This is a genomic window from Sphingomonas sp. Ell38C01, assembly GCF_055231975.1.
Window position 1 is genome coordinate 2,320,129 of record NZ_JBUYVA010000001.1, and the last position, 24,154, is coordinate 2,344,282.

23 protein-coding genes and 2 tRNA genes are annotated in these 24,154 nt (G+C 68.2%); 11 read left to right on the forward strand and 14 right to left on the reverse strand.

The genetic code is table 11. The features are described from left to right. The first annotated feature begins 3 nt into the window (after window positions 1–3). A complete protein-coding gene (locus ACV7NO_RS10965) occupies window positions 4–567 on the forward strand; it encodes a Uma2 family endonuclease (protein WP_463406033.1) in 564 nt (187 codons plus the stop codon). Window positions 568–571: 4 nt separating this feature from the next. Here the strand turns inward: ACV7NO_RS10965 and ACV7NO_RS10970 are convergent, their stop codons facing one another. Beyond that, window positions 572–1,000, reverse strand: coding sequence for a ribose-phosphate pyrophosphokinase (locus ACV7NO_RS10970; protein WP_463406034.1), 429 nt, complete (start codon window positions 998–1,000; stop codon window positions 572–574). After that, entirely contained in the window at window positions 1,000–2,679 is a 1,680-nt protein-coding gene (gene ettA, locus ACV7NO_RS10975; RefSeq protein WP_463406035.1) for an energy-dependent translational throttle protein EttA, read from the reverse strand. The genes ACV7NO_RS10970 and ettA overlap by 1 nt, the downstream gene beginning before the upstream one ends. A 120-nt stretch (window positions 2,680–2,799) precedes the next feature. On the opposite strand from ettA, the gene ACV7NO_RS10980 reads away from it, so the two are divergent. From ACV7NO_RS10980 to ACV7NO_RS10990, 3 genes are all read left to right on the forward strand, one after another. Then, window positions 2,800–4,209: a M20/M25/M40 family metallo-hydrolase gene (locus tag ACV7NO_RS10980; protein WP_463406036.1), complete on the forward strand. Its 1,410-nt coding sequence runs from the start codon at window positions 2,800–2,802 to the stop codon at window positions 4,207–4,209. Between the two features lie 138 nt (window positions 4,210–4,347). Further along, window positions 4,348–4,614, forward strand: a complete 267-nt coding sequence (locus tag ACV7NO_RS10985) for a hypothetical protein (RefSeq protein WP_463406037.1) — start codon at window positions 4,348–4,350, stop codon at window positions 4,612–4,614. A gap of 160 nt (window positions 4,615–4,774) precedes the next feature. Continuing rightward, window positions 4,775–4,850 (forward strand) — tRNA-Ile (locus ACV7NO_RS10990). Between the two features lie 119 nt (window positions 4,851–4,969). On the opposite strand, the gene ACV7NO_RS10995 is transcribed toward ACV7NO_RS10990, so the two are convergent. From ACV7NO_RS10995 to ACV7NO_RS11005, 3 genes are all read right to left on the reverse strand, one after another. Continuing rightward, window positions 4,970–5,046, reverse strand: a tRNA-Pro gene (locus ACV7NO_RS10995). A 52-nt stretch (window positions 5,047–5,098) separates the two neighbouring features. Next, window positions 5,099–6,049, reverse strand: coding sequence for a polysaccharide deacetylase family protein (locus tag ACV7NO_RS11000; protein WP_463406038.1), 951 nt, complete (start codon window positions 6,047–6,049; stop codon window positions 5,099–5,101). Between the two features lie 66 nt (window positions 6,050–6,115). Then, window positions 6,116–7,864, reverse strand: coding sequence for a sensor histidine kinase (locus tag ACV7NO_RS11005; protein ID WP_463406039.1), 1,749 nt, complete (start codon window positions 7,862–7,864; stop codon window positions 6,116–6,118). Between the two features lie 182 nt (window positions 7,865–8,046). Here ACV7NO_RS11005 and ACV7NO_RS11010 point away from each other — a divergent pair, with 182 nt between their 5' ends. After that, complete coding sequence (locus ACV7NO_RS11010) at window positions 8,047–8,526, forward strand: Lrp/AsnC family transcriptional regulator (RefSeq protein ID WP_463406040.1); 480 nt, start codon at window positions 8,047–8,049, stop codon at window positions 8,524–8,526. 163 nt (window positions 8,527–8,689) lie between these two features. On the opposite strand, the gene ACV7NO_RS11015 is transcribed toward ACV7NO_RS11010, so the two are convergent. After that, a complete protein-coding gene (locus ACV7NO_RS11015; protein ID WP_463406041.1) occupies window positions 8,690–9,991 on the reverse strand; it encodes a hypothetical protein in 1,302 nt (433 codons plus the stop codon). 170 nt (window positions 9,992–10,161) lie between these two features. Here ACV7NO_RS11015 and ACV7NO_RS11020 point away from each other — a divergent pair, with 170 nt between their 5' ends. Beyond that, the gene (locus ACV7NO_RS11020; protein WP_463406042.1) at window positions 10,162–10,920 is read left to right on the forward strand and encodes a YaaA family protein; all 759 of its coding nucleotides are present in this window, start codon (window positions 10,162–10,164) and stop codon (window positions 10,918–10,920) included. Beyond that, window positions 10,917–11,606, forward strand: coding sequence for an SDR family NAD(P)-dependent oxidoreductase (locus tag ACV7NO_RS11025; protein WP_463406043.1), 690 nt, complete (start codon window positions 10,917–10,919; stop codon window positions 11,604–11,606). The genes ACV7NO_RS11020 and ACV7NO_RS11025 overlap by 4 nt, the downstream gene beginning before the upstream one ends. Here ACV7NO_RS11025 and ACV7NO_RS11030 read toward each other — a convergent pair. From ACV7NO_RS11030 to recA, 3 genes are all read right to left on the reverse strand, one after another. Then, window positions 11,603–12,238: a glutathione S-transferase family protein gene (locus ACV7NO_RS11030; protein ID WP_463406044.1), complete on the reverse strand. Its 636-nt coding sequence runs from the start codon at window positions 12,236–12,238 to the stop codon at window positions 11,603–11,605. The genes ACV7NO_RS11025 and ACV7NO_RS11030 overlap by 4 nt on opposite strands. Further along, window positions 12,235–13,074 (reverse strand): class I SAM-dependent methyltransferase, encoded by an 840-nt coding sequence (locus ACV7NO_RS11035; protein ID WP_463406045.1) that lies wholly within the window; start codon window positions 13,072–13,074, stop codon window positions 12,235–12,237. Before ACV7NO_RS11035 ends, ACV7NO_RS11030 begins: the two co-directional genes overlap by 4 nt. A 522-nt stretch (window positions 13,075–13,596) precedes the next feature. Further along, the gene (recA, locus tag ACV7NO_RS11040) at window positions 13,597–14,670 is read right to left on the reverse strand and encodes a recombinase RecA (protein ID WP_463406046.1); all 1,074 of its coding nucleotides are present in this window, start codon (window positions 14,668–14,670) and stop codon (window positions 13,597–13,599) included. Window positions 14,671–14,830: 160 nt separating this feature from the next. Here recA and ACV7NO_RS11045 point away from each other — a divergent pair, with 160 nt between their 5' ends. Then, a complete protein-coding gene (locus ACV7NO_RS11045; protein WP_463406047.1) occupies window positions 14,831–15,619 on the forward strand; it encodes an SDR family oxidoreductase in 789 nt (262 codons plus the stop codon). Between the two features lie 4 nt (window positions 15,620–15,623). On the opposite strand, the gene ACV7NO_RS11050 is transcribed toward ACV7NO_RS11045, so the two are convergent. Continuing rightward, on the reverse strand, window positions 15,624–16,514 hold the full coding sequence (locus ACV7NO_RS11050) for a crotonase/enoyl-CoA hydratase family protein (protein WP_463406048.1): 891 nt from the start codon (window positions 16,512–16,514) through the stop codon (window positions 15,624–15,626). Between the two features lie 93 nt (window positions 16,515–16,607). On the opposite strand from ACV7NO_RS11050, the gene ACV7NO_RS11055 reads away from it, so the two are divergent. Next, entirely contained in the window at window positions 16,608–17,720 is a 1,113-nt protein-coding gene (locus tag ACV7NO_RS11055) for an alpha/beta fold hydrolase (protein ID WP_463406049.1), read from the forward strand. A 164-nt stretch (window positions 17,721–17,884) separates the two neighbouring features. Here ACV7NO_RS11055 and ACV7NO_RS11060 read toward each other — a convergent pair whose 3' ends face one another. Beyond that, window positions 17,885–20,113: a M10 family metallopeptidase C-terminal domain-containing protein gene (locus ACV7NO_RS11060; protein WP_463406050.1), complete on the reverse strand. Its 2,229-nt coding sequence runs from the start codon at window positions 20,111–20,113 to the stop codon at window positions 17,885–17,887. Window positions 20,114–20,227: 114 nt separating this feature from the next. Further along, window positions 20,228–21,367, reverse strand: a complete 1,140-nt coding sequence (locus ACV7NO_RS11065) for a GGDEF domain-containing protein (protein ID WP_463406051.1) — start codon at window positions 21,365–21,367, stop codon at window positions 20,228–20,230. Between the two features lie 155 nt (window positions 21,368–21,522). On the opposite strand from ACV7NO_RS11065, the gene ACV7NO_RS11070 reads away from it, so the two are divergent. Further along, complete coding sequence (locus ACV7NO_RS11070; protein WP_463406052.1) at window positions 21,523–22,050, forward strand: gamma carbonic anhydrase family protein; 528 nt, start codon at window positions 21,523–21,525, stop codon at window positions 22,048–22,050. A 43-nt stretch (window positions 22,051–22,093) separates the two neighbouring features. Beyond that, window positions 22,094–23,056: an NAD(P)H-dependent flavin oxidoreductase gene (locus ACV7NO_RS11075; protein ID WP_463406053.1), complete on the forward strand. Its 963-nt coding sequence runs from the start codon at window positions 22,094–22,096 to the stop codon at window positions 23,054–23,056. Between the two features lie 151 nt (window positions 23,057–23,207). Here ACV7NO_RS11075 and ACV7NO_RS11080 read toward each other — a convergent pair whose 3' ends face one another. Both ACV7NO_RS11080 and ACV7NO_RS11085 read right to left on the reverse strand, forming a co-directional pair. Next, the gene (locus ACV7NO_RS11080) at window positions 23,208–23,669 is read right to left on the reverse strand and encodes a DUF1465 family protein (protein ID WP_463406054.1); all 462 of its coding nucleotides are present in this window, start codon (window positions 23,667–23,669) and stop codon (window positions 23,208–23,210) included. A gap of 102 nt (window positions 23,670–23,771) precedes the next feature. Beyond that, entirely contained in the window at window positions 23,772–23,969 is a 198-nt protein-coding gene (locus ACV7NO_RS11085; RefSeq protein WP_463406055.1) for a YdcH family protein, read from the reverse strand. Window positions 23,970–24,154: the final 185 nt, after the last annotated feature.

A 24,154-nucleotide genomic window follows, 5' to 3' on the forward strand; every position in this document is an offset into this window, starting at 1 on the left:
GAGATGGCGCCTCTCACCAACATCCCGCGCCGGGTGAAGCTGCGCGTAGAGGACTATCTCGCGCTCGACGACGCGGGTGCGTTCGACGCCTATGGCAAGACCGAGCTGCTCGACGGGGAGGTCGTCTACATGAATGCGCAGCACCGGCCGCATGCCCGGATCAAGTCGCGGTTGTTCCGGTTGCTGGCGGATGCGCTGGACAGGCACGCCGGCGGTCTCGAAGCCCTGGTCGAAGGATCGGTGGCGATGCCGCCGTACAACGTGCCCGAACCCGATATCGCGGTCACTGCGGACCCCGAGGGCGAAGGCCTGATCCCCCTCGCCTCGCTCGCGCTTATCATCGAGGTCGCGGACACCACGCTGCGCAGCGATATGGGTCGCAAGCGCAAGATCTACGCGCGCGAGGGTGTGGCGGAATATTGGGTGGTCGATGTCCGCACGGCGGTGATCCATCAGATGTGGTCCCCCGCGGGCGACGCCTATGCGGAGCGGCGCGAGGTGGCGTTCGGCGAGATGCTGACCGCGGCGACGATCGAGAGACTGACGGTCGCGACGACCGAACTCTGACGGGTCAGCGATTGCGCCAGTAGGAGAAGGCCTCGTCCTGCCGCGCGCGAACGAAGGCGGTGGCCTCGTCGCCGGTCCAGGCTCCAGTATAGCCATGGGGACGGGCGGTATCGATCCACCAGCCCTGCCCCGGCAACCGATCCGATTCGCGCACGACGAGTACCGCCAGTCCCGGCTCGCCCGCCCCTGCCCCCGCAGCGTCGATCGCGTCGAGCGTGCGGCACAGCGCGCGCATCTTCGGCCGGGTGAAGCGATGGCCGAGCGCCAGCAACGCCTCGCTGTAGCTGAGCGCGCGGCCGGCACGCGCGGCGTCCCGTACCAGATCGCGCACCCGCGCGACGTCCGCGATCGAGCCCGCCCCAGTCTCCGGCTCGAGGCCGTTGGCGGCAAGCCAGCCGCCGAGGTCTCCCTCCGGCGACCGGCGCGTCGGCATCAGCGCGTCAGCTTCTTGTAGGCGAGGCGCGTCGGGCGATCCGCCGCGTCGCCCATGCGGCGGCGCTTGTCTTCCTCGTAGCTTTCGTAATTACCCTCGAACCACTCGACATGGCTGTCGCCCTCGAACGCGAGGATGTGCGTGCACAGGCGATCGAGGAAGAAGCGATCGTGGCTGATGACCACGGCGCAGCCCGCGAACGTCTCCAGCGCCTCCTCGAGCGCGCGCAGCGTCTCGACGTCGAGATCGTTGGTCGGCTCGTCGAGCAGCAGGACGTTGCCGCCCTCCTTGAGCATCTTGGCCATATGGACGCGGTTGCGCTCGCCGCCCGAGAGCTGGCCGACCTTCTTCTGCTGGTCGGGCCCGCGGAAGTTGAACGCGCCGACATAGGCGCGCGTGCCGATCTCCTGCTTGCCGAAGCGGAAGATCTCGAGCTTGTCGGAGATTTCCTCCCACACGTTCTTGGCGGGATCGAGATCGTCGCGGCTCTGGTCGACATAGCCGAGCTTGACGGTCGAGCCGACTTCGATCGTGCCGCTGTCGGGCTGTTCCTGACCGGTGATGAGCTTGAACAGCGTCGACTTGCCTGCGCCGTTCGGCCCGATGACTCCGACGATGCCGCCTGGGGGCAGCGTAAAGTCCAGCCCGTCGAACAGCAGCTTGTCGCCGTACGCCTTGGTCAGCCCCTTGGCCTCGATCACCTTTCCGCCCAGCCGCTCGGGCAGCTGGATGAGGATCTGCGCCTTGCCGGCGACGCGGTTCTCCTGCTTGGCCATCAGCTCGTCGAACGCGCGGATACGCGCCTTGGACTTGGTCTGGCGCGCCTTGGGGGTCTGGCGCATCCAGGCGAGCTCGTCGGCGATCGCCTTCTGCTTGCCCGCCTCCTCGCGCTCCTCCTGCTCGAGCCGCTTCGACTTCTTTTCCAGATAGCCCGAATAGTTCGATTCGTAGGTGTAGTAGCGGCCGCGATCGAGCTCGAGCACCCAGTTGACGACATTGTCGAGGAAGTAACGGTCATGCGTCACGAGGATGACGTTGCCGGTATATTCCTTGAGGTAGTTTTCGAGCCAGCCGACGCTTTCGGCGTCCAGATGGTTCGTCGGTTCGTCGAGCAGCAGGATCTCGGGCTTCTCGAGCAGCAGCTTGCACAGCGCCACGCGGCGCTTCTCGCCGCCCGACAGCTTCGACACGTCGGCATCGCCCGGCGGGCAGCGCAGCGCCTCCATCGCCTGTTCGAGCTGGCTGTCGAGCGACCAGCCATCGACCGCGTCGATCTTGGCCTGGAGATCGCCCATCTCCTCCATCAGCGCATCGAAATCGGTATCGTCCTTCGGGTCCCCCATCTCGGCGGAGATCGCGTTGAAGCGGTCGACCAGATCGGCGACGGGGCGCACGCCGTCCTTGACGTTGCCCATCACGTCCTTCGACGGATCGAGCTGCGGCTCCTGCGCGAGATAGCCGACCTTGATGCCCTCGGCGGCCCAGGCCTCGCCGGTGAAATCGGGGTCCATGCCCGCCATGATCTTCATCAGCGTGGACTTGCCGGCGCCGTTGGGGCCGATGATCGCGATCTTGGCCGACGGGATGAACTGGAGGTGGATGTTGTTGAGGACGGGCTTGTTCGCCCCCGGGAAGGTCTTGGTCAGACCCTTCATGACGTAGGTGTACTGGACGGCCATCTTGGGCTCGCGCTCCTCGGTATGGACGAAAGGGCAAGGAAATTGCGTGCGGCATGTAGCCGTCCCGCCGTGCGAACGCTACCCCGTCGATCATAGCGAGAACATGAGGAAGCTGACGAGATGACGCGCAAGATGGTCCTGCTGATGGCGACGCTCGCCGCCTCTACCGCATATCCCGGACTGGCCCAGCGGCGCGAGCCCGGGGTGCCGCCCGTGGTCGACACGCGCGTGGCCGCGTTGCGCGATGCCGCGCTGAAGGACGACGTCGCCTACGACATCGTCGAGGGGCTGACGACCGAGGTCGGCGCACGGCCCGCGGGCACGGAGGCGGAGGCGCGGGCGCGGACCTGGGGCGTGGCGAAGCTGAAGACGCTGGGCTTCCGCAACGTGCGCGCGGAAACCTACCAGATGCCGGTATGGGTGCGCGGCGCGGAGACGGGCGAGATCGTCGCGCCCTTCCCGCAGACGCTCGCGCTGACCGCGCTCGGCAATTCGGCCGCGACGCCGGCCGGCGGGCTGACCGGCGAGGTCGCGGTGTTCCCGACGATCGCGGCGTTCCAGCAGGCGCCCGATGGCGCGATCCGGGGAAAGATCGTCTATATCGGCAACAGCATGGAGCCGACGCAGGACGGCTCGGGCTATGGCGCGAACGGCGCGGCGCGGTTCGTGGGTCCCGGCATGGCGGCAAGGCGCGGTGCGGCGGCGATCGTGATCCGCTCGATCGGCACCGATCGCCACCGTATCCCGCATGCGGGCCTCACCGAGTTCCCCCAAGGTGTCGCGCCGATCCCGTCGGCGGCACTATCGGTGCCCGACGCGCTGCTGCTCGAGCGGGTGGCGGCGCGTGGCAAGCCGGTGACGATGCGGCTGGTGCTGACCCCGCGGACGCTGGGCATGCGCGAATCGGGCAACGTGATCGCGGAGGTGCCGGGCAGCGACCCGAAGGCGGGAATCGTCCTGATCGGCGGCCATCTCGACAGCTGGGACCTGGGCACCGGCGCGATCGACGATGCCAGCGGCGTCGCGATCACCGCCGCGGCGGCGAAGCGGATCCTCGATTCGGGGCGGCGCCCACGGCGGACGATCCGCGTGGTATGGTGGGGTGCCGAGGAGGTCGGCGGCGACGGCGGGCGCGACTATGCGGCGCGGCATGGCGGCGACAACCACGTGCTGGCGGCCGAATCCGACTTCGGTGCGGACAGGGTGTGGCGGTTCGAGGCCACCCTGCCCGACACCGCGAAGCCGATCGCGGACCGGTTGCAGGTCGCGCTGTCGCCGCTCGGCATCACCCGCGGGGCCGCAGCCGGCGGCGACGGCGCGGATATCGGGCCGATCGTCGCGAAGGGCGTCGCGGGCATCGACCTCAACCAGAACGGGCTGCGCTACTTCGATGTCCATCACACCGCCGACGATACGCTCGACCGCGTCGATCCCGAGCAGTTGCGCCAGAACGTCGCGGCATGGACGACGATGCTCGCGGTGGTCGCCGATGCGCCCGAGGAGATCGGCGCGATCCCGCCGAAGCGCTGAACGATCCTCGCGTTCACCTTGCTGTCAGATGAATACCCATTGACGCGAAATCCGACTGCGTTAATGGGCGATGTTCGCGTTCGCTTCTGAGCCGGCGCGAACGACGCTATTATAATTGCATTGCTTGGGAGCACCCGCATGAAGAAGTTCGCCATCGTCCTCGCCGCCGCCAGCCTGATGTCGGTCGCAGCCTGCTCGAAGTCGCCCGAGGCGGCTGCTGTCGAGAACAACGCCGATGCGGTTGCCGACAACCTCGAAGCCGCTGCCGACAACATCGACGCGATGGCCGACAACACCTCGAACGGCGTGACCGAAGCTGCGCTCGAGAACACCGCCGACAACCTGAACGCCGCCGCCGACAACGTCCGCGACGCGGGCGAGGCCAAGGCAGACAACATGCATTGATCGGATCGGGCCGTTCGCGGCCCGGTACGCTTGCATGCCGAAAGGGCGTCCCGGTCTTCGGGGCGCCCTTTTTGATTCGGCCCCGTTTGATTCGCGGCCAAAGCCGGTTCCGCCCGCTTGCTAACGCCCGCGTGCGTCCGCTAGGCGGATCGTGCGCTGGGGGCCTGTAGCTCAATGGTTAGAGCTGGCCGCTCATAACGGCTAGGTTGCGGGTTCGAGTCCTGCCGGGCCCACCAGCGCGCAGCCGCGACGGCCACTGCCGACGACCGCGAGCACGGCCTGCGGCGCCCCTGTGTCGACCGATGACGTGGCTTCGCCGCGCCGCGCGCCGCGAAATTCGCTCTCAAATGCATGATGGTCGGGGAGACAGGATTCGAACCTGCGACCCTCTGGTCCCAAACCAGATGCGCTACCAGGCTGCGCCACTCCCCGAGGTCGGCGAGACGCTTAGCCGCGAGCTTGCCATTGGGCAAGCGCGCGTGACCTAACCGCTTGCCGCCACAATCTCGTCGAGGGACGCCGGCGCCACGCCACGCCCCGCGAGCAGGTCCATCACCGCGTCCCACCAGCGCCAGAAGGTGGCGAGTTCCGCGGCATCGCGAACGAAGGGCGTGTTCCCCGCGACCAGCGACGGCGAATGGAACGCGAAGTTGAGGACGCGCACCCCCTCCCCCAGCGCCACCCGGATCGCTTCCAGCGCATCGGCGACGGGCATGCCTTCCGGGGTCAGCGACACGCGCGACAGCACGCCGGTGCGCGCCAGCAGACCGCGACCATGCGGTACGCGCGCGGCGAGCGGATCGAGCCGCGGGCCAAGTGCGCGGGCGATGCCGGTGAAGACGGTCGTGAACGGCAGCGAGACGAGGCCGTCCGGCGTGCGCCACGCCGCGGCACCGATGGACGTAAAGTCGGGGCCGCCGTCCGCGGAATAATCGTAGCGCGCGCGGATCGAGGTATCGAGGCGGTAGCCGAGCCCGCCGAGGATGGTGCCGGTCGCGGGGCCGATGCCATACCGCCCCGCGCGGTACGCGCGTGGCGGCGCACCGAAGGCGTGCGTGATCGCCTCCGTCAGCGCCCGCAGCTTGGCTGCCTCCAACTCGCGCGGCAGGTTGCCGGCATAACTCTCGCGCCGCGTCGTGCCTTCCGAAAACGGCGGATTGACCCACGGATGAAGCTGCGCGCCGACCGCACCCCGCCCGCCGCGGCACAGCGCCGCGATCGTCTCGACCGCGCCGGGATCGGCGACGATCGGATAGTCGACGAGATAGGTCGGGGCGATGCCGTACGTGGCGAACCGTTGATGCGCGGCGGGCAGCGTGGCGATCGCGCGGGTCGTATGGCCGTAGCGCGCGAATGGCTTCGACCAGTCGAACTCTTCCTCGGTATCGACGAACAGCGTAAAGCGCGCGCCGAACGCGTCGGGCCAGGCGATCAACGCGTCGGCCGATGGCGGCGACGGACGGTACGCCGTCCGCGGATCGGAAGCGCCGTGCCCCATCGGTCAGTTGGTCGACGCTTGCCCCATCCGATCGACCAAGGCGGCGGGGAGCCGCAAAGTCAAGCGATCCGCATCGATCGCCAGCGCGCCGCCCAGTTCGACCGCCAGGTTCTGCGCCAGGCGGATCGCAAAGCCGGTGCCGAGCAGCGGCGCGCCGAGCCGCTCCGCCTCCGCCTCCGCGTCGATCGTGAGCAGCGTGTGGTTCGACAGCGTCGTCAGGCTGGCGGGTCGGTCGAACGCGATCGCGACGTGCGCATCGCCCTCTTGGCGGATCGCGACGCCGATCGTCTCGCCCACGCCGCCCGCGGAGACGAGCGCGGACATCAGCCGGCCGACGAGCCGCTCGGTGGCACGATCGTCACCGATCACGACCAGGTCGGGGCGGACCGCGCCGATCGAGATCGTGCAACCCCGCAGCGCGGCGAGCGGACGCAGATCGTCGCCGACGCGCGCCAGCAATGCCGCGACGACGGTGGTGCCGGTGCGCAGCTCCAGCGCGCCGCCCTCGATCCGCGCCGCGGTATCCAGATCCTCGATCGCGGCCACCAGATCGGCGGCGTGGGCGCGGATCGTCGCCGCATGGGCGCGATAGGGCGGCGCCACGGGCCCGAGCAGTTGCGACTCGATCAGTTCCGCGAACCCCACGATCGCGTTCGTGGGTGTGCGCAACTCGTGGACGAGGCGACGCAACGATTCCGACGTCGCCTTGCCCGCGCGCGGCGACGCCGCGGTTTCGTCCGCGCGGGGGCGGCGTGCGGTGCCGCGAAAGCCGGTGAAGCGACCGCTGGCCTCGTCGAACACCGGCACGCCCGAGACGCGCCACGATCCGGCCGCAGCGGATTCCCCCACGATCGTCAGCCGTCCGTCGACGAACGCGCCCCGTCGCCGGAACGCCCCTGCGACGACGCCGTCGACCTGCGGGTCGGCGCCGGTCGCGTCGGCGAGGAAGTCGATGCCGATCACCGCACCCCGGGGCACCCCTTCGACCCAGCGCACCACGCCGCGCTCGTCGGTTTCCCAGCGAAAGCCGTTGGTGGGGGGCGACGGGGGCGCGACATGCGGGCGGATCTCGCGATCCTTCTGGAACGCAGCGATGCGCGCGACGAGATCGGCGATCTCGAAGCCGGGCGCAGTGGCAGGGCGTGGTGTCGCCGACGCCTCCGCATGGCGGCGCGCCTCTGCCACGAACGGCAGCTCGCGCGCGACATCGCCGAGCGCCACGAAAGGACTGCGCCCGATCGGCGGCGGCGTAGGCTGGAGGACGGGTTCGGATACGGACGGAGACACCGGCCCCACGAGCGGTTCGGCCTCGACCACGTCATGCCCGAGCACGAAGTCGGTCGGGCCGAACGCGTCGAGCGCACGGACGACCGACGGCGGCAGATCGCGGCGATGCCGCAGCACCGAGCGGCCCGCGGGATCCAGCTGCGGCAGCAGCGCGATCCAGGCGTCGGCGTCTAGCGCGGCGATCCGCAGCACGGGGGCGGCGATCGCGGAATCATCCTCCGCGAAGAACGCGACCAGCGCGGGGCCGGGCTCGGCGAGCGCGAGCGCGCGGGCGCTTGCCGCCCGCACCGTCGCCGGCACCCGGTCGCGAAGGGTGCGGAGCCGTTCGATCGTCTCAGGGGCGGCGGGGATACGGCGTCGACCGATCAGGTCGACGAGTTGGCGGAACGCGGACTGCGCACCGAACGCGGTGTCGGTGTCGGCGGCGAGCACGGTCTTCAGGCTGTCGTCGAACCGCACCCGCATCAATCCCCCGATCGGCGGCCCAATCGGCGCGTCGTAAAGATTCCTTAACGCGCCCAAACGGGCATGCAAGCAGACGATTTCGGCACGTCGCAATGTGGGACAATTGCGTTCGCGGGCAATTATCCTAATGTCCGCACCGCGGCGAACACCGCGAAGCGAAAGTCATGGGGAGCGTACGCGTTATGCCGTTCGATCGGATCGATCGACAGATTCTGGAGCTCTTGCAGGACAATGGCCGGATGACCAATGTCGAGCTCGCAGACCGCGTCGGTCTTACTGCGCCGCCCTGCCTGCGCCGTGTTCGCGCGCTGGAGGAATCGGGCGCGATCCGTGGCTATCACGCGGATCTCGATCCTGCCCGGCTGGGCTTTCCCATTACCGTGTTCGCGCTCGTCAGCCTCAGGAGCCAGGCGGAGCACGATCTCTCGGCGTTCGAGGTTCACGTCGCGGCGATCCCCGAAGTGCGCGAGTGCCATATGCTGAACGGCGAGATCGACTTCATCCTGAAAATCGTCGCGACCGACCTCAAGAGCTTCCAGGAGATCCTGACGACGCATCTGACGCCGGCGCCGAACGTGGCGAGCGTCAAGACCTCGCTGACGATCCGCACCGCCAAGTCGATTTCGGGCGTGCCGGTGCCGGCGGATCACGGCGGAGAGTGAGGCACGCGCACCATCATCCCCGCGAAGGCTGCAATCTCCCGCGGTAGGAAACACCGCTCAAGGCCTTGAGGACCTCGGCCTCGCCCAGACCATGGTGTTAGCGACGATGCAAAAGGGGCGGCCCCGCGAGGCCGCCCTTTCCGTTTCACCGCCCCAGCGGCGATCAGGCCGCCGGTGCGGCGCTCGTGTTCGCCTCGAGCGACGTATCCCACCAATGCGCGACGCCCGACGTCGGCGCGGTCGTCACCTTGGCGAAGGCGGCCTTGGCGCCGGCCTTGTCGCCCGACATAGCCTTGGCGATACCGAGATGCAGGTTCACGTCGTCCGCCTTCACGCCACCTTTCTGGATCGCGACGTCGTACAGCTCGATCGCCTTGGCGTAATTGCCCGAGCCGAGATACGCGTCTGCGGTCTGCGACGCCTTCAGCCCGTTCGCCGCAGCCTTCGCGCTCGTCTCGAGCGACGACAGCGACGCATCCGCCTTGATCGAGGTGTTCGCCGCGGTCAGCAGCGAACTCGCGGACTGGCTGCTCGCCGGGATCTTGCCGGTGCGCTTGCCCTCGGTCAGCACCGCCACGGTTTCGTGCGGCAGGCCGAGATCGTACGTCCACTGCGCGTAGTTCTCATAATCATACTGGTCCGCCAGCGCATTCTTGCTGCGCAGCAGGCGATAGAGATCGACCTTCTGCGCCTTGTCGAGCGTCACCAGCGACTTCTGCTGGAGGCCATAGATCACCACGGCGTCACGGAAATTGCTCGGCGTGGGATAGGCGACGATGAACTTTTCCAGCCAGCCGGTCGTCCGCGCGACGTCGCGTGCCTTGTAGGCCTGGCCGAACGCATAGCGATATAGCTGCTCGGTCGGCTTCTGGCCCGCGGCGGAACGCGCTGCGAAGGCCGCTTCCAGGTCGGTGTTGCCGCCCGCAGGATCGCCGCTGGCGAACTTCGCATTCGCGGACAGTTCGAGGATCTCGGGATCATTCTTGCCGGCAGCGCGCGCGCGATCGAAATAGGTCGCCGCGCCCTTATAGTCCTTGTCGTTGAACGACAGCTTGCCGAGCGTCCCGTAGAACATCCCCAGCTGGTCGGCCGGGGTCTTCGGGTTCGCGACGAGCGCCTGGAGCGCGGTGCGCATCCCGGCCTGATCGACCTTGCCGTTGGCGCCCTGCGTCGTTTCCGCGCGCTTCGCCTCATACTGATACTTGAAGATGTTCAGCATGTACTTGTCGTCGTTGCTCACCGCGGCGGCCTCCGCGGCCGGGAACAGCGGACCGGCGGCGGCGACGTCGCCCGCGCGGACCGCGGTCTGCAGCGGGTTCGCCGCCTTGATGAACTCGGGCGAGAACTTCGGCCCCGCGGGCTTGGCCTCTTCCTTCTTGTCCTTCGCGACCGCGGGGAACGCGGCCATCGTGCCCGCGCCGGCGAGCAGGGTCGCGGCGAGCGCGATGTTGCGGAAACGGATCATCGGACGGGTCTCTCCTGGTGATCGGGGGCCAGCGGCGCCCCTTAGGGTTGGCATGTCTCTATCGGCGCACGCGAAACGGTTCAAGCGGACGCGCCGCGAGCCGTCTCCCTGCGCTTCCCGCACTGAACGCCGATTGAACGCGTTCGCTCCACCCGCTACCCGCGGCGGCGATGATCGCCCTGCTCTCCCCCGCCAAGACGCTCGATTACGAGCGCGCCATTCCGTCGACGCCCGCCACGACGCCGCGCTTCGGCGCGGAGGCCGAGACGCTGGCCGCGTCCGCGGGCCGGCTGGGGAAGAAACGGCTCGGCGCGCTGATGCACATCTCGGATGCGCTCGCGACGCTCAACATCGCGCGGTTCCGCGGATTTGCCGAGGCACCCGAACGGCCCGCGATCCATGCGTTCGCCGGCGACGTCTACACCGGGTTCGAAGTGGCGACGCTCGACGAGGCCGCGATCGATTTTGCGCAGGATCACCTGCGCATCCTGTCGGGATTGTACGGCCTGCTTCGCCCGCTCGACGCGATGAAGCCGTACCGGCTCGAGATGGGAACGCGTTGGGCGCCGCGACGCAAGAAACTGACCGACTGGTGGGGTGCGCGCATCGCCGACGCGCTGGCCGACGATCTGGCGGCGGAGGGGTCGGGCGTCGTGCTCAATCTCGCCAGCCAGGAATATTGGGCCGCGGTCGACGACCGGCTGGCGAAGGACGTCCGCATCGTGTCTGTCGACTTCCGCGAGGGGGAGGCCCGCAAGTTCGTCAGCTTCCACGCCAAGAAGGCCCGCGGGACGATGGCGCGCTGGATGGCGGAACACCGTGTGACCGACATCGAGGCGATGCGAGGGTTCGACAGCGACGGGTATCGGTTCGACGGCGCGGAGGGCGATCGCTGGACGTTCGTCCGGGATTCCGGCGTCCGGGCATGACCGCCGCGGTCATAATCGGCGCGTCGGGCGGGATCGGAGCCGCGCTGGCGGAGGCGCTGGCGGAGGAGGAGGCGTTCGCGACGATCCACCGGTTCGCGCGATCGTTCGCCGGCGACGCGCGCCTCGACGTGACCGACGAGGCGAGCATCGCCGCCGCCGCCGCGATCGTCGCGAAGGGCCCTGCCCCTACGCTGGTCGTCGTCGCGACCGGGCTGCTCCATGAGGGCGACCGCGGGCCGGAAAAAGCGATGCGCGAGCTGGACGCCCATTGGCTGGCACGCACCTTCGCGGTCAACGCGATCGGGCCGGCGCTGGTCGCCAAGCACATGCTGCCGCTGATGCCGCGGACCGGGCGGACGGTGTTCGCGGCGCTGTCCGCGCGCGTCGGCAGCATCGCGGACAACCGGCTGGGCGGCTGGTACGGCTATCGCGCATCGAAGGCCGCGCTCAACCAGATGATCCGCACGCTGTCGATCGAGGAGAAGCGGCGCAACGACCGGTCGATCGTCGTCGGCCTGCACCCCGGCACCGTCGACACCGCGCTGTCGAAGCCGTTCCAGTCGAGCGGGCGCGACCTGTTCAAGGCGGACCGCGCCGCGGTGCAACTCATGGACGTGATCGACGGGCTGAAGGTGACCGACAGCGGCAAGGTGTTCGCGTGGGACGGCGCCGAGGTGCCCGCCTAGGCATAGGCGTAGGGGCCGCCCTTCTCGAGCGCGGCGCGATAGGCGGGGCGGGCATGGACTTTGTCGAGCCAGGCGATCGTGGCGGGGCGCGACGCGTCGAGCCCGCCGCGGCTGCGCGCGGCCTCGAGCGGGAAGCTCATCATGATATCGGCCGCGGTCATCTCGGTCCCCGCAAACCAGGGGCGCTGCGCGAGTTCGGACTCGATATAGTCGAGGTGGACGTCGATCATCGGCTGGATCCGCTTCGCGATCCTCTTGCCGAGCACGGGGATGCGCATGAGGACGAGCTTGACGAGCAGCGGCGGCATCAGCGACCCTTCCGCATAGTGCAGCCAGAACCGGTAACGCAGCGCGTCGCCGCGATTGGCGGGCGCACCGAGCCGGCCATCGGCCTTGTCGACGAGATACTCGACGATCGCCCCGGTCTCCGCGACGACGCGCCCGCCATCGGCGGTGTCCTCGATCACCGGCGACTTGCCGAGGGGATGGACGCGCTTGAGCGCGGGCGGGGCAAGCATCGTCGCCTTGTCGCGTTCGTAGCGCTTGATCTCATGGGGAAGGCCAAGTTCGTCGAGCATCCACAGGATACGCTGCGACCGCGAATTCTCGAGATGGTGGACGATGATCGTCATGCGTGCGTCTCCCCTGCGCGGGCGGTCCAGATCCAGGCCGCGGCGGGAAAATCCACCACGTCGCCCTTTCGTTGCATTGCGAGCGTCGCGCGGAGCCGGTCGAGAAGCGTGGCGCAGTCTGCAGGGGCGGCATCTCGCAAGGCGGAGGCTGCGGGGCCGATGCGGCGGAGGAACGCGATCGCGTCGTCGACCGGGTCCGTCGAGACACCCGCTTCGCCGACGCGGTAGGCGAAGTCCACGCGGCGGGCGGTGACGTCTCGCCAGCCCGATGCCGTCAGCATCGCCCGCGTATCATCGTGGTCCGCGAACGCGAACGGGCCGGGGGCGTAGCCCGCCGCGGACGACGCGGGTCGCGTGACGATCGTCGCCCAGGGATTGTCCGCGATCGTGGCGAAACAGCTGAACACCAGTCTGCCGTCGGGCGCGGTCGCGTCGCGGAGCGCGGCGAAGGCGGCGTGGGGATCGGCGAAGAACATGACGCCATGGCGCGACACCAGCAGATCGAGCGGCGCGCGACGTGCGGTTTCGTCGCGCGCGTCGGCGTGGACGAAGCGCAGGTTGATGCGATCCCCTGCCCGTTCGCGTGCGACCGCGACCAGCCCGGTGGAGAGATCGGCGCCGATGACGGTCGCATCGGCGCGGGCATCGGCCAACGCGATCGCGGTCGATCCCGCGCCCGATCCGATGTCGAGCGCTGTGAAGGCACGTGTCGGAGCGGCGGCGAGGATCGCAGCGTCGAGATGCGGGGCGAGCCCGGCGAAGGCGCGTTCGGTGCGGCACCATTCCTCCGCCCATACGTCGCCGACGTGGCCGGTCCAGTCATGCGGCTGGGTCATGCGGCTTCACTTTCATGGCTGGTGGCGTACGGGCGCGGCGCCCGGGGCGAGCGGGAAGAGGCGCGCGAAGACTCGAAGGTCGAGTTCGCGCGGGGGCCCGGAGATTGCAAGAGAGCCGATCGCAAGGCCGGTCATCGGCTGCCCCGAGTGAACCATCGCCTTGCGGATGGCTGTTTGCGTCTTCGTGTGAACCCTTCCCGAGAGTCGGACCAGGCGATGGCGTTGGTCGATAGCCTTGGCCCATCCCTTGCGTCATCCAGGACTTGATCCAGGATCCAGCGCGTAACAGTCGCCCTCGCCTGCCACTCCGTCGACGTCGTTCCGGGATGGATAGATCCCGGATCACGTTCGGGATGACGAAGAGCGGGTGCGAGCTGACCGGATCGATTGTCCAGGTGAGCGCTGACGAAACCGCGTGGAAGTTGCCGAAGTTGCCGCCACGTCGGCGCCGAAAAGGACGATACGAAAAGGGCCCGCCGTTACCGGCAGGCCCTTCGTTCGTCGGCATCGGCGGCGACGCGATCACAGATCGTCGTCCGCCTCCGGGCCGGTCATCATCTCCTCGGCGACCTTCTCGGTGCGCTGACGGATCGCTTTTTCCAGGCGCTCGGCCATTTCGGGATTCTCGCGCAGGAAGTTCTTCGAATTCTCGCGCCCCTGCCCGATCCGCACCGAATCATAGCTGAACCACGCACCCGACTTCTCGACGAGCCCGGCCTTGACGCCGAGATCGAGGATCTCGCCGATCTTCGAGATGCCCTCGCCGTACATGATGTCGAACTCGACCTGCTTGAACGGCGGCGCGACCTTGTTCTTCACCACCTTCACGCGCGTGGCGTTGCCGGTGACTTCCTCGCGATCCTTGATCGCGCCGGTGCGGCGGATATCGAGGCGGACCGAGGCGTAGAATTTCAGCGCGTTGCCCCCGGTCGTCGTCTCCGGGTTGCCGTACATCACGCCGATCTTCATCCGCAGCTGGTTGATGAAGATCACCATGCAGCGCGATCGGCTGATCGAGCCCGTCAGCTTGCGCAGGGACTGCGACATGAGCCGCGCCTGGAGGCCGACATGGCTGTCGCCCATCTCGCCCTCGATCTCCGCGCGCGGGACCAGCGCCGCAACCGAATCGACCACCAGTACGTCGATCGCGTTCGAGCGGACCAGCGTATCGACGATTTCGAGCGCCTGCTCGCCGGTGTCGGGCTGCGACACGATCAGCTCGTCGATGTTGACGCCCAGCTTCTTGGCGTAGACCGGATCGAGCGCATGTTCCGCATCGATGAACGCGGCGGTGCCGCCGCCCTTCTGCGCCTCTGCGATGACGTGAAGCGCGAGCGTGGTCTTGCCCGACGATTCGGGTCCGTAGACCTCGATCACGCGCCCGCGCGGCAATCCGCCGACGCCGAGCGCGATATCGAGCCCGAGCGAACCGGTGGAGATCGTCTCCACCTCCATCGACTGCTTCGAGCCCAGCTTCATCGCCGAACCCTTGCCGAACGCGCGGTCGATCTGCGCGAGCGCGGCGTCGAGCGCCTTCTGACGGTCTGTTGTCGCGGTTGCCATGCCGGTATCGATCACCTTCAGATTGGCGGCCATTGGAATGTCCCTCGCTAAAGCAAGCGCGCGAACCGTTCAACGCGTCATCGGCGATGTACTGCATGTGTTCTACAGGAACAATAGTGGAACGATGATTTTTCATGCGTGGGCTTGTTCGCGGCCGGTCGCGCCCGCAAGCTGCGCGCAAAGGGAGAGGATGATGGCGGATTTCGCGGGAAAGCACGTGTTCGTCGCCGGAGCGTCGAGCGGAATCAACCTGGAGATCGCGACCGGCTTCGCGCGCTGCGGGGCCAATGTCACGATCCTGAGCCGGAGCGCGGACAAGATCGAGTCGGCTGCCGCAGGTATCCGCGATGCCGGCGGGACCGCGACGGGCATCGCGTGCGACGTGCGCGACCATGACGGGCTGGTGGCGGCGTTCGAGGCGGCGGTCGCCAGCCATGGCCCGGTCGACGTGCTGGTATCGGGAGCAGCGGGCAATTTCCTGGCGCCGGCGATCGGGATGAGCGCGAATGCGTTCAAGACGGTGGTCGATATCGATCTGCTCGGCACCTTCAACGTGTTCCACGCCAGCTTCGCGTATCTGGCGAAGCCCGGGGCATCGCTGGTGGCGATCACCGCGGGACAGGCGGTGCATCCGATGCCGTTCCAGATCCATGCGTGCGCCGCGAAGGCCGGGGTCAACATGGTGGTGAAGTGCCTCGCGCTGGAATGGGGGCCTGCCGGAATCCGGGTCAACGCGATCTCGCCCGGGCCGATCGCTCAGACCGAAGGGATGGCGCGGCTGGCAGCCGATCCGGGGCGCGAGGCGGCGATCAAGGCGCGGCTGCCGCTTCGCGACTATGGCACGAAGGGCGATATTGCGGAGGCGGCGATGTGGCTTTCGAGCGCGCAGGCGAACTATGTGACGGGCACGATCCTGAACGTCGACGGCGGAAGCGACCTGGGAGATGCGAGCCAGGACGCGTTGACGGTGCGGCCGCGATAGCGGGTCAGCAGTAGCGCTGCTCCTCCCACCACGGGAAGAAATCGGGCATGTCGCGCGAGACGGTGTCGGGATAGACGGGCTGGCGCTTCTCCAGGAACGACGTGACCCCTTCCTTCGCGTCGCCGCTGCGGCCACGCGACAGGATGCCGCGACTGTCGATCCGGTGCGCCTCCATCGGGTGCGCCATCCCGAGCCCGCGCCACATCATCTGGCGGATCATCGCGACCGAGACGGGGGCGGTGTTGTCCGCGATCTCGCGCGCGATCGCGGTGGCGCGGGTGAGGAGTTGGTCGCCCGGGACGACCGCCTTGACCAGCCCGCCCGCAAGCGCCTCGTCGGCCGGGAAGACGCGGCCCGAATAGCACCATTCGAGCGCCTGCGAGATGCCGACGATCCGCGGCAGGAAGAAGGACGACGCCGCCTCGGGCAGGATGCCGCGACGCGCGAAGACGAAGCCGAACCGCGCGGTGTCGCTGGCGAGGCGGATGTCCATCGCGAGCGTCATCGTCGCGCCGATCCCGACCGCGGGGCCATTGATCGCGGCGATCACGGGCTTGAGGCACTCGAAGATCCGAAGCGTGACGCGTCCACCCCCGTCGCGCGCACTCTCGCTCGCATAGCGCAGCGTACCGTCGGGGGCGACCGGCGAGTCGTCGCCGCGCGATTCGTAGTCGAAGGTCTTGCTGCCCGCGGAAAGGTCCGCGCCTGCGCAGAACGCCCGGCCCTCGCCAGTGACGATCACCGCGCGGACGTCGTCGTCGGCGTCGACCCGGTCGAACGCCGCGATCAGCTCGCGCATCATCTGACCGGTGAAGGCGTTGAGTTTTTCCGGGCGGTGGAGGGTGATGGTGGCGATGCGGTCCGCGACCGCATACCGGATCGTCTCGTACGCCATGGCTGCTCTCCACCGTTGATTTTGCCGCACCCTGACGTAACACCTGTTACGGAACAAGGGGACTTTCCCCGATCGTATCCACGAGGCCCGGCCATGCTCGCACTGATCGCACTCGCCCTGCAGGCGGCGTCCCCCGCCCCTGCTTCCCCTGCCGCCCCGGTCGCGACCGACCGTTCGCGTGCCGTGCCCGCGACGAAGTGGCCGACGCGCGAGGCGGACCATACGATCCGTGACTTCCGGTTCCGCGACGGCCAGACGCTGGCGGCGCTCAGGATCCATTACACGACGCTCGGCACGCCGCACCGCGACGCGAAGGGGCGGATCGACAATGCGGTGATGGTGCTCCACGGCACCGGGGGGACGGGCAAGCAGTTCCTCGCGCCCCAGTTCGCGGACCGGCTCTATGGCCCCGGCCAGCCGCTCGACATCGCGAAATACTGGGTCATCCTGCCGGACAATATCGGCCATGGCAGGTCGTCCAAGCCGTCCGACGGGATGCGGATGGCGTTCCCGAAATACGACTATGACGACATGGTCGCGGCGCAACACCGTCTGCTGACCGAGGGGCTGGGGATCGCGCGGATGCGGCTCGTCATGGGCACGTCGATGGGATGCATGCATGCGTTCGTGTGGGGGGAGACCTTCCCGGACTATGCGCGCGCGCTGATGCCGATGGCGTGCGAGCCGGTCGCGATCGCGGGGCTCAACCGGATGTGGCGGCAGCTGGCGATCGACGGGATCGAGGCGGATCCGGCGTGGCGCGGAGGCGATTACACGACGCAGCCGGTACAGGGGCTGCGGACCGCGCAGTCGCTGTTGTTCGTGGCGGGCGGTGCGCCGCTGAACCTCCAGCGCGATTTCCCGACGCGCGACGCAGCGACCGCCTATGTCCGCGATAGGGTGGGCAAGGCGCTGCCGCTGCTGGAGGCGAACGACCTGATCTACCAGCTCGATTCGTCGCGCAACTACGATCCTTGGTCACGGCTGGAGGCGATCACGGCGCCGATGGCGTGGATCAACTCGGCGGACGATTTCATCAATCCGCGCGGGCTCGACTTTCCGGGGCGGGCGATACGGCGGATGAAGGATGCGACGTTCCGGCTCATCCCGGAGACGGCGGAGACGCGCGGGCACGGGACGCACACCTGGGCGGTGAACTGGAGCGACGACCTGCGCGCGTTGCTGGCGCGGACGGAGGCGAAGTAGGCTCGTTCGTCACCCCGGACTTGATCCGGGGTCCCGCTTTGCCCGACGCTCATAATACAAAGAAGCTGGACCCCGGATCAAGTCCGGGGTGACGGGAGGTGTTGGGGCGGGGGTGCTCTTCGTCGAGAGCGATTCCAGCGTAGCCGGGATCACGGCATGGAACCTCAGACGTTGATGACGGGCACCGGGATGGGTGCTTCCGGGGTGTAGACCTGGATGTTCGCCGCCGACAGCGCGAGGCCGGGGGTGAGTGTCGCGAACAGGACCTGTGCCGCTGCGCCATCGCCGTCGCTGTCATAGAAGAGCTGGCCGCTGACATTGTCGAAGACCAGATAGTCGTCCGCGTCGAGCGCGGCGGGGCCGATGACCAGATTGCCCGCGCCGAGGATCTTGGGCAACGCGGTGAAGACGGTCGACGCCAGCAGCAGAAGATCGGTGCCGGGGAGGAAATCGACGATCGTGTCGACGTTGCCGCCGCCGAGCGCGGTATCGAACTGGAAGACGTCCGCGCCGCCGAACCCCAGCAGCGTATCCGCACCGCCGCCGCCATTGAGCGTATTGGCGCCCAAATTGCCCGCGATCGTCTGCGCGAACGCATTGCCGCGCAGCGCCAGCGCATCGGTCGCCGCGCGATCCTGTGCAGCGAGCACCTCGATGCTGGCGGTCGCGCCCAGCGTGTAGCTGACGCTGGTGACGACGGTGTCGAAGCCGTCTCCATCCGCCTCGACGATGACGATTCGGCCATCGGCGACGGCATAGGTGTCGTTGCCCTTCAGCCCCGTCAACGTGTCCGCGCCCGAGCCGCCGTTGAGGATGTTGTCGCCGTAGTTGCCGATCAACGTCGAGCTGTAATAGTTGCCGATCAGGTTGATCGGCGTCGTGTCGGTGTGCTGGACGGTCGACAGGAACTCTATCTCGTACTCGCCCAGATTGTAGCTGACGGTCGTGTAGATCAGGTCGTTGCCCTGGCCACGCTCCTCGATCACGACGTCGCCGAGGCCCCGGACGAGATAGGTGTCGTCGCCCCCGAGCCCGACGAGCGTGTCGCCGGTGCCACCGCCGCCGTTGAGGATGTTCGCGCCGGCATTGCCGGTGATGATCTGGTTGAGGTCGTTCCCGGTCAGGAACAGCGCGGTGGTCGCGGTGGCGTCGGCAAGCGCGAGCGTCTCGACGGAGACGCCGTTCGCGAGCACGTAGCTGGCGCTGGCGAGCACGGTGTCGCGCCCCGCCCCCACCGCCTCGACGATCACGTCGCCGAGCGCGTCGACCAGATAGGTGTCGTCGCCGATCCCGCCGACGAGCGTATCGATGCCGGTGCCGCCGTCGAGCCGGTCTGCCCCTGTCCCGCCTTCGAGCGAGTCGTTGCCCGCACCGCCGAGCAGCGTGTCGTCGCCATCCTCGCCATAGAGCGTGTCGTTGCCGTCGCGCCCCTCCAGTCGGTTGCCCGCGGGGTTGCCGATCAGCACGTCCGCCGCACTGCCGCCGACCGCGTTCTCGATCGTCACGCCGTACGCGATCGCGATCGAATAGGGCCGCGCGTTGATCGTCGAGAAGGCGCCCGCGCGCAGGTCGATCGTCTGGGTGCGCGCATTGCCCGAGAAATCGAACGTGTCGACGCCGCCCGCGTCCCACACGGTGTACGGCGCGGTCGCGGTGCCGGCATAGATCGCGCCGGCATTGGTGTTGAAGCCATAGACGGTGTCGCCGGTGCGCGTCGTCATGTTGGCGCCGTACGCGCGCTGGATCGCGACGATGTCGTCGAGCATCGGCGTCGCGGGTTCGGGATAGGTGCCGGCCCCGCCGGTATTGCGCGGCCCGAAATAGCTCATCGCCGAATAGCTTTCGCTATCCTCGTAATAGGCGGCGTTGGCGGCGTAGCTGAAGCCTTCGCCGTCATAGTCGCCCGGATGGCTGAGCCCGATCGTGTGGCCGATCTCGTGGACGATCGCCCATTGTACGTCGCCTGTCGGGAACCACAGGTCTCCGCTGAGGCTGCTGACGGCACGCGAACCCGGGAAATAGGCGAAGGCGCCGTCGAACCCGTTGCCCTGCGTGAAGCTGCCGAACAGGATCGTCGCGGCGTCCGAATAGGCCGCCGCGCCGCTTGTCCCGCTGCCGACGCGCTGGAACGTGATGCTGGCGACGTCGGACCAGGTCTGGAGCGCGCGCTCGGCGCTGGCGATCTGCGTCGCGTCGAACGGCGCGAAGCCGCTGACGCCGTTGACCGTGGTGCTGCCGGTGGCGCGATAGGCGTAGGTGACGGTCGTCGCAGTGCCCCCGGTCGACCAGAACCGCCCCTCGCGCAACAAGGTGGTGGCGGCCTGGTCGCTCGTGAACGACATCTTGCCGTTGCTCGCGATGCCGCCGCGACCCGCCATCGCCGGTGCCGGCATCGCGCACTCCTGTCCTGCGGGCCGTCCGTCGCGGCCGACCCCGAGGAAACGCGATAACCGACTACAAGTAAAGGCTTTCGCGGCAAGTCACGGTAAATCCGGTGCGAACCTGGCTCAGGCGGCGCAGGCGACCGGCATGCGACACTCGCGGCGTTTCGCCTTGATCGCGTACATCGCCGCGTCGGCCCGCTGCAGCAGGAGGTCGATCCCGGCCCCGACCGCGCCGTCGACCACGCCGATGCTCAGCCCCGGGCGCCGGGGGCCCTGCATCACGTCGCAGATCGCGACCGCGAAGCGTGCGCCGATCGCCTCGGCGATGGCCGTGGCCTCCACGTGTGCGATACCGGGCAGGATACACACGAACTCGTCCCCGCCCCACCGGACCACCGCACCGCGCGCACCGATCGCGTGCCGCGCGGCGTCGCACACGATCCGCAGCGCCGCATCGCCCGCGGCATGGCCATGCGTGTCGTTGAGCAGCTTGAACCGGTCGACGTCGACCATCAGCACCGCGACCGATCCGGTCAGCTGGCGCCGCAGCCGGTCGAACCCCATCCGGTTGTACGCGCCGGTCAGCGGATCGCGCGCCATCTGCTCGACCAGGCTGGCCTGGCTGCGCTCCGCCTGCAGGATCAGAAGCGCATAGGCGCGAAAGACGATGAACGCGATCTGCCCCGCCGCCAGCCACGCGGCGATATCCGCATGGAACCCCGTCAGCCGCATGCCGAGTTGCCCGGTATAGGCGAGCCAGGCGCGGCCGAGGAACAGCGGCACCGCGGCGACGAACAATGCCGCCATCAGCCAGCCGGTCTGGAGCCGCTCGCGCCGGGCCAGGTCGATCGCGATCGCGACGATCGCCACGTCGAACAGCGCCCGCACGACGCTGAGATACGCGACTCGGGCGCCGAACGCCTGCGGATCGCCCGAGAAGACGAGCGGCAGCCCCACGACCGTAGCGACCGCGACGACCGGCAGAACGCGCGCGCCCGGGTGCCGGAACTCGCGCATCCCGCAGAAGATCAACGCGTAGGCGATGACCGAGAGCGGATTGGCGGTCCGGATGACCGTAGGGAGCCCGGCGGTCGTCGGCAGCACGGCGACCAGCGCGGTGGCGGCCAGGAGCAGATGGCCGAGCCCCCACAACAGCGCCCAGCGTCCGAACCGGCCCGCGATCGCTGGCACGAGATGGACGATCGCCGCTACCATCGTTCCGAACGCGGCGACGATATAAAGGGTGTCGAGATCGAGGGCCAAGTCGCTTCCAATATCCTGCGCCTGCCGTAGCGTCGAAGCCTATAACAAATCGTGACGGTTGCGGTATGATCGAATGTGATCGCCCTCGACGCTTGCGGGCATCGATCGCCGCCCTATGCCTTGGCTACGATCATCAATCAGGGGAGCGCGACGCGATGCCGATCTATGCCTACAAGGGAAAGCGTCCCGCTATCGCAGACAGCGCGTGGGTGGCGCCGAGCGCGGACGTGATCGGCGAGGCGATCCTGGGCGAGGATGTCGGCATCTGGTTCGGCGCGGTGGTCCGCGGCGACAACACGCCGATCCCGATCGGCGCGCGCAGCAACGTGCAGGAGGGCGCGATGCTTCACTCCGATCCCGGCTCGCCGCTGAGCGTCGGCGAGGACTGCACGATCGGGCACCACGCGATCCTGCACGGCTGCACGATCGGCGACCGGGTGCTGATCGGCATGGGCGCGACGATCCTCAACCGCGCGGTGATCGGTGACGAATCGATCGTCGGTGCGAACGCGCTGGTGACGGAGGGCAAGGTGTTTCCCCCGCGCAGCCTGATCGTCGGCAGCCCGGCGAAGGCGATCCGCACGCTCGACGATGCCGCGGTCGCGGGCCTGCGGATGTCGGCGGCGCATTATGTCGAGAATGCCCGCGCCGCCGCGCAGGGGCTGGAAGAAATCGCGCGTTAAGACGGGCTGGACAGCGTTCCCGCGCCTATCCATAACTCGCGTTATGGCCATTCCCTCTTCGCTCGCCCGTTTGCGGTTGCCCGTCATCGGCTCGCCGCTGTTCATCATCTCCGGTCCCGATCTGGTGATCGCGCAGTGCAAGGCGGGGATCGTCGGGTCGTTTCCCGCGCTCAACGCGCGGCCGCAGGCGCTACTCGACGAGTGGCTCCACCGGATCACCGAGGAGTTGGCCGCGCATAACCGCGCGAACCCCGAATCGCCGGCCGCACCGTTCGCGGTGAACCAGATCGTCCACAAGTCGAACGACCGGCTCGAGGCCGATCTGGCGACGTGCGAGAAGTGGCAGGTGCCGATCACGATCACGTCGCTGGGCGCGCGTGCGGAACTGAACCAGGCCGTCCACAACTGGGGTGGGATCACCCTCCACGACGTGATCGATGACCGGTTCGCACGCAAGGCGGTGGAGAAGGGCGCGGACGGGCTGATCGCAGTCGCGGCAGGTGCGGGCGGGCACGCCGGGCGGCTGTCGCCGTTCGCGATCGTGCAGGAGATCCGCCAGTGGTTCGACGGCCCCGTCGCGCTCTCCGGATCGATCGCGACCGGCGACGCCGTGCTGGCGGCGCAGGCGATGGGCGCGGACTTCGCCTATATCGGCTCCCCCTTCATCGCGACCGACGAAGCGAATGCCGACCAGGCGTACAAGGACGGCATCGTCGCGGGGCGTGCGAGCGACATCGTCTATTCCAACCTCTTCACCGGGGTGCACGGCAATTATCTGCGCCAGTCGATCGCAGCAGCGGGGATGGACCCGGACAATCTGCCCGAGGGCGACCTGAAGACGATGGATTTCGGCACCGGCAACGGCGCGAAACCCAAGGCCTGGCGCGACATCTGGGGATCGGGCCAGGGTATCGGCGCCGTCGAGCGGGTCGAATCGGTCGCGGAGCGGATCGACCGGCTGGAGCGAGAATATCGCGCAGCACGGGCGCGGCTGGGGATGAACTAGGGTCGATCGTCATTCAGCGTGGTGCGCTGCTTTGTGCGTCACCCCGGACCTGTTCCGGGGTTACGGGTCTGGCACGTGTCGGGGCGCCAATCGCTGAATGTCGATTGGCCCTGGGCCACGGCCCTTCCTCCGCCCGCATCCGTGCCGGGCGCTAGAACGCCATCGCCAGCCGGTCGAACATGCTTCGCGCGGGGCTCGGCATGGGAAGCGCCGCTTCCTGTGCGTGGTCCAGGCGGACGACGCGGCGGTGGAGGTCGACGCTGGCCAGCACCAGCGCCCGCGCGCGATCGGGCAGGTCGTGGAGCGCACCGTCGTCGGTAACCGGCGCGGCGCCGAGTCGGCGCGACGGATCGAGCGCCTCGCGCGGGGCCAGTTCGCCCGCCTCGACCGCGCGCTGCGTCAGCAACCATGCGATGACGTGCATCAGCCGCGTCGTCACCTTCAGCGACTCGCAGCTGAAGCCGACGCGCGCCATCGGCGGCAGCGCATCGCGATCGGCACGCCCGCCATCGTCGAAATAGCCGCGCGCGTCGTCGGCGAGCAGCATCGCTTCGATATACAGCGCGTCGGTCAGTCGACGATGCAGCCGCGTGTGCCCGGGTCCCCTGTTCATCCAGCGACGCTCGCACATTCCTACAATCGGGCCAAGCGCGGTGCGGCAGTGCAGCGAAGGGGACCGTCCCGTTTCGGCGCGGTTGCGCGGCGCGCCCGCGGCTCAGGCGATGATGTCGGGAATCAGCTGGTCGCCCAGCATCACGATCTCGTCGCGCAGGCGCAGCTTTCGCTTTTTCAGGCGGGCCATCTGGAGTTGGTCGCTCGCGCCCGCCTCGACCAGCGCGGCGATCGCGGTGTCGAGGTCGCGGTGTTCGACCCGCAAGATCTCCAGCTTTGCCGCAAGCTGCGCATCGTCCATGTCCAGCGACCCCCGTTCGACGCGCGCTATAGCGCACCCGGAAAGCGATGCGACCGCCATTTTTGCGCGCGCAACGAATCGTCGCCCCGATCCGCTCGGTTGATCGAAAAATGCCGATTTGGATGGCGACAATCGCGCGTCGGGGTGTTTTACTTGTCTCCCCTAACGCGAGACAGGAGGTTCAC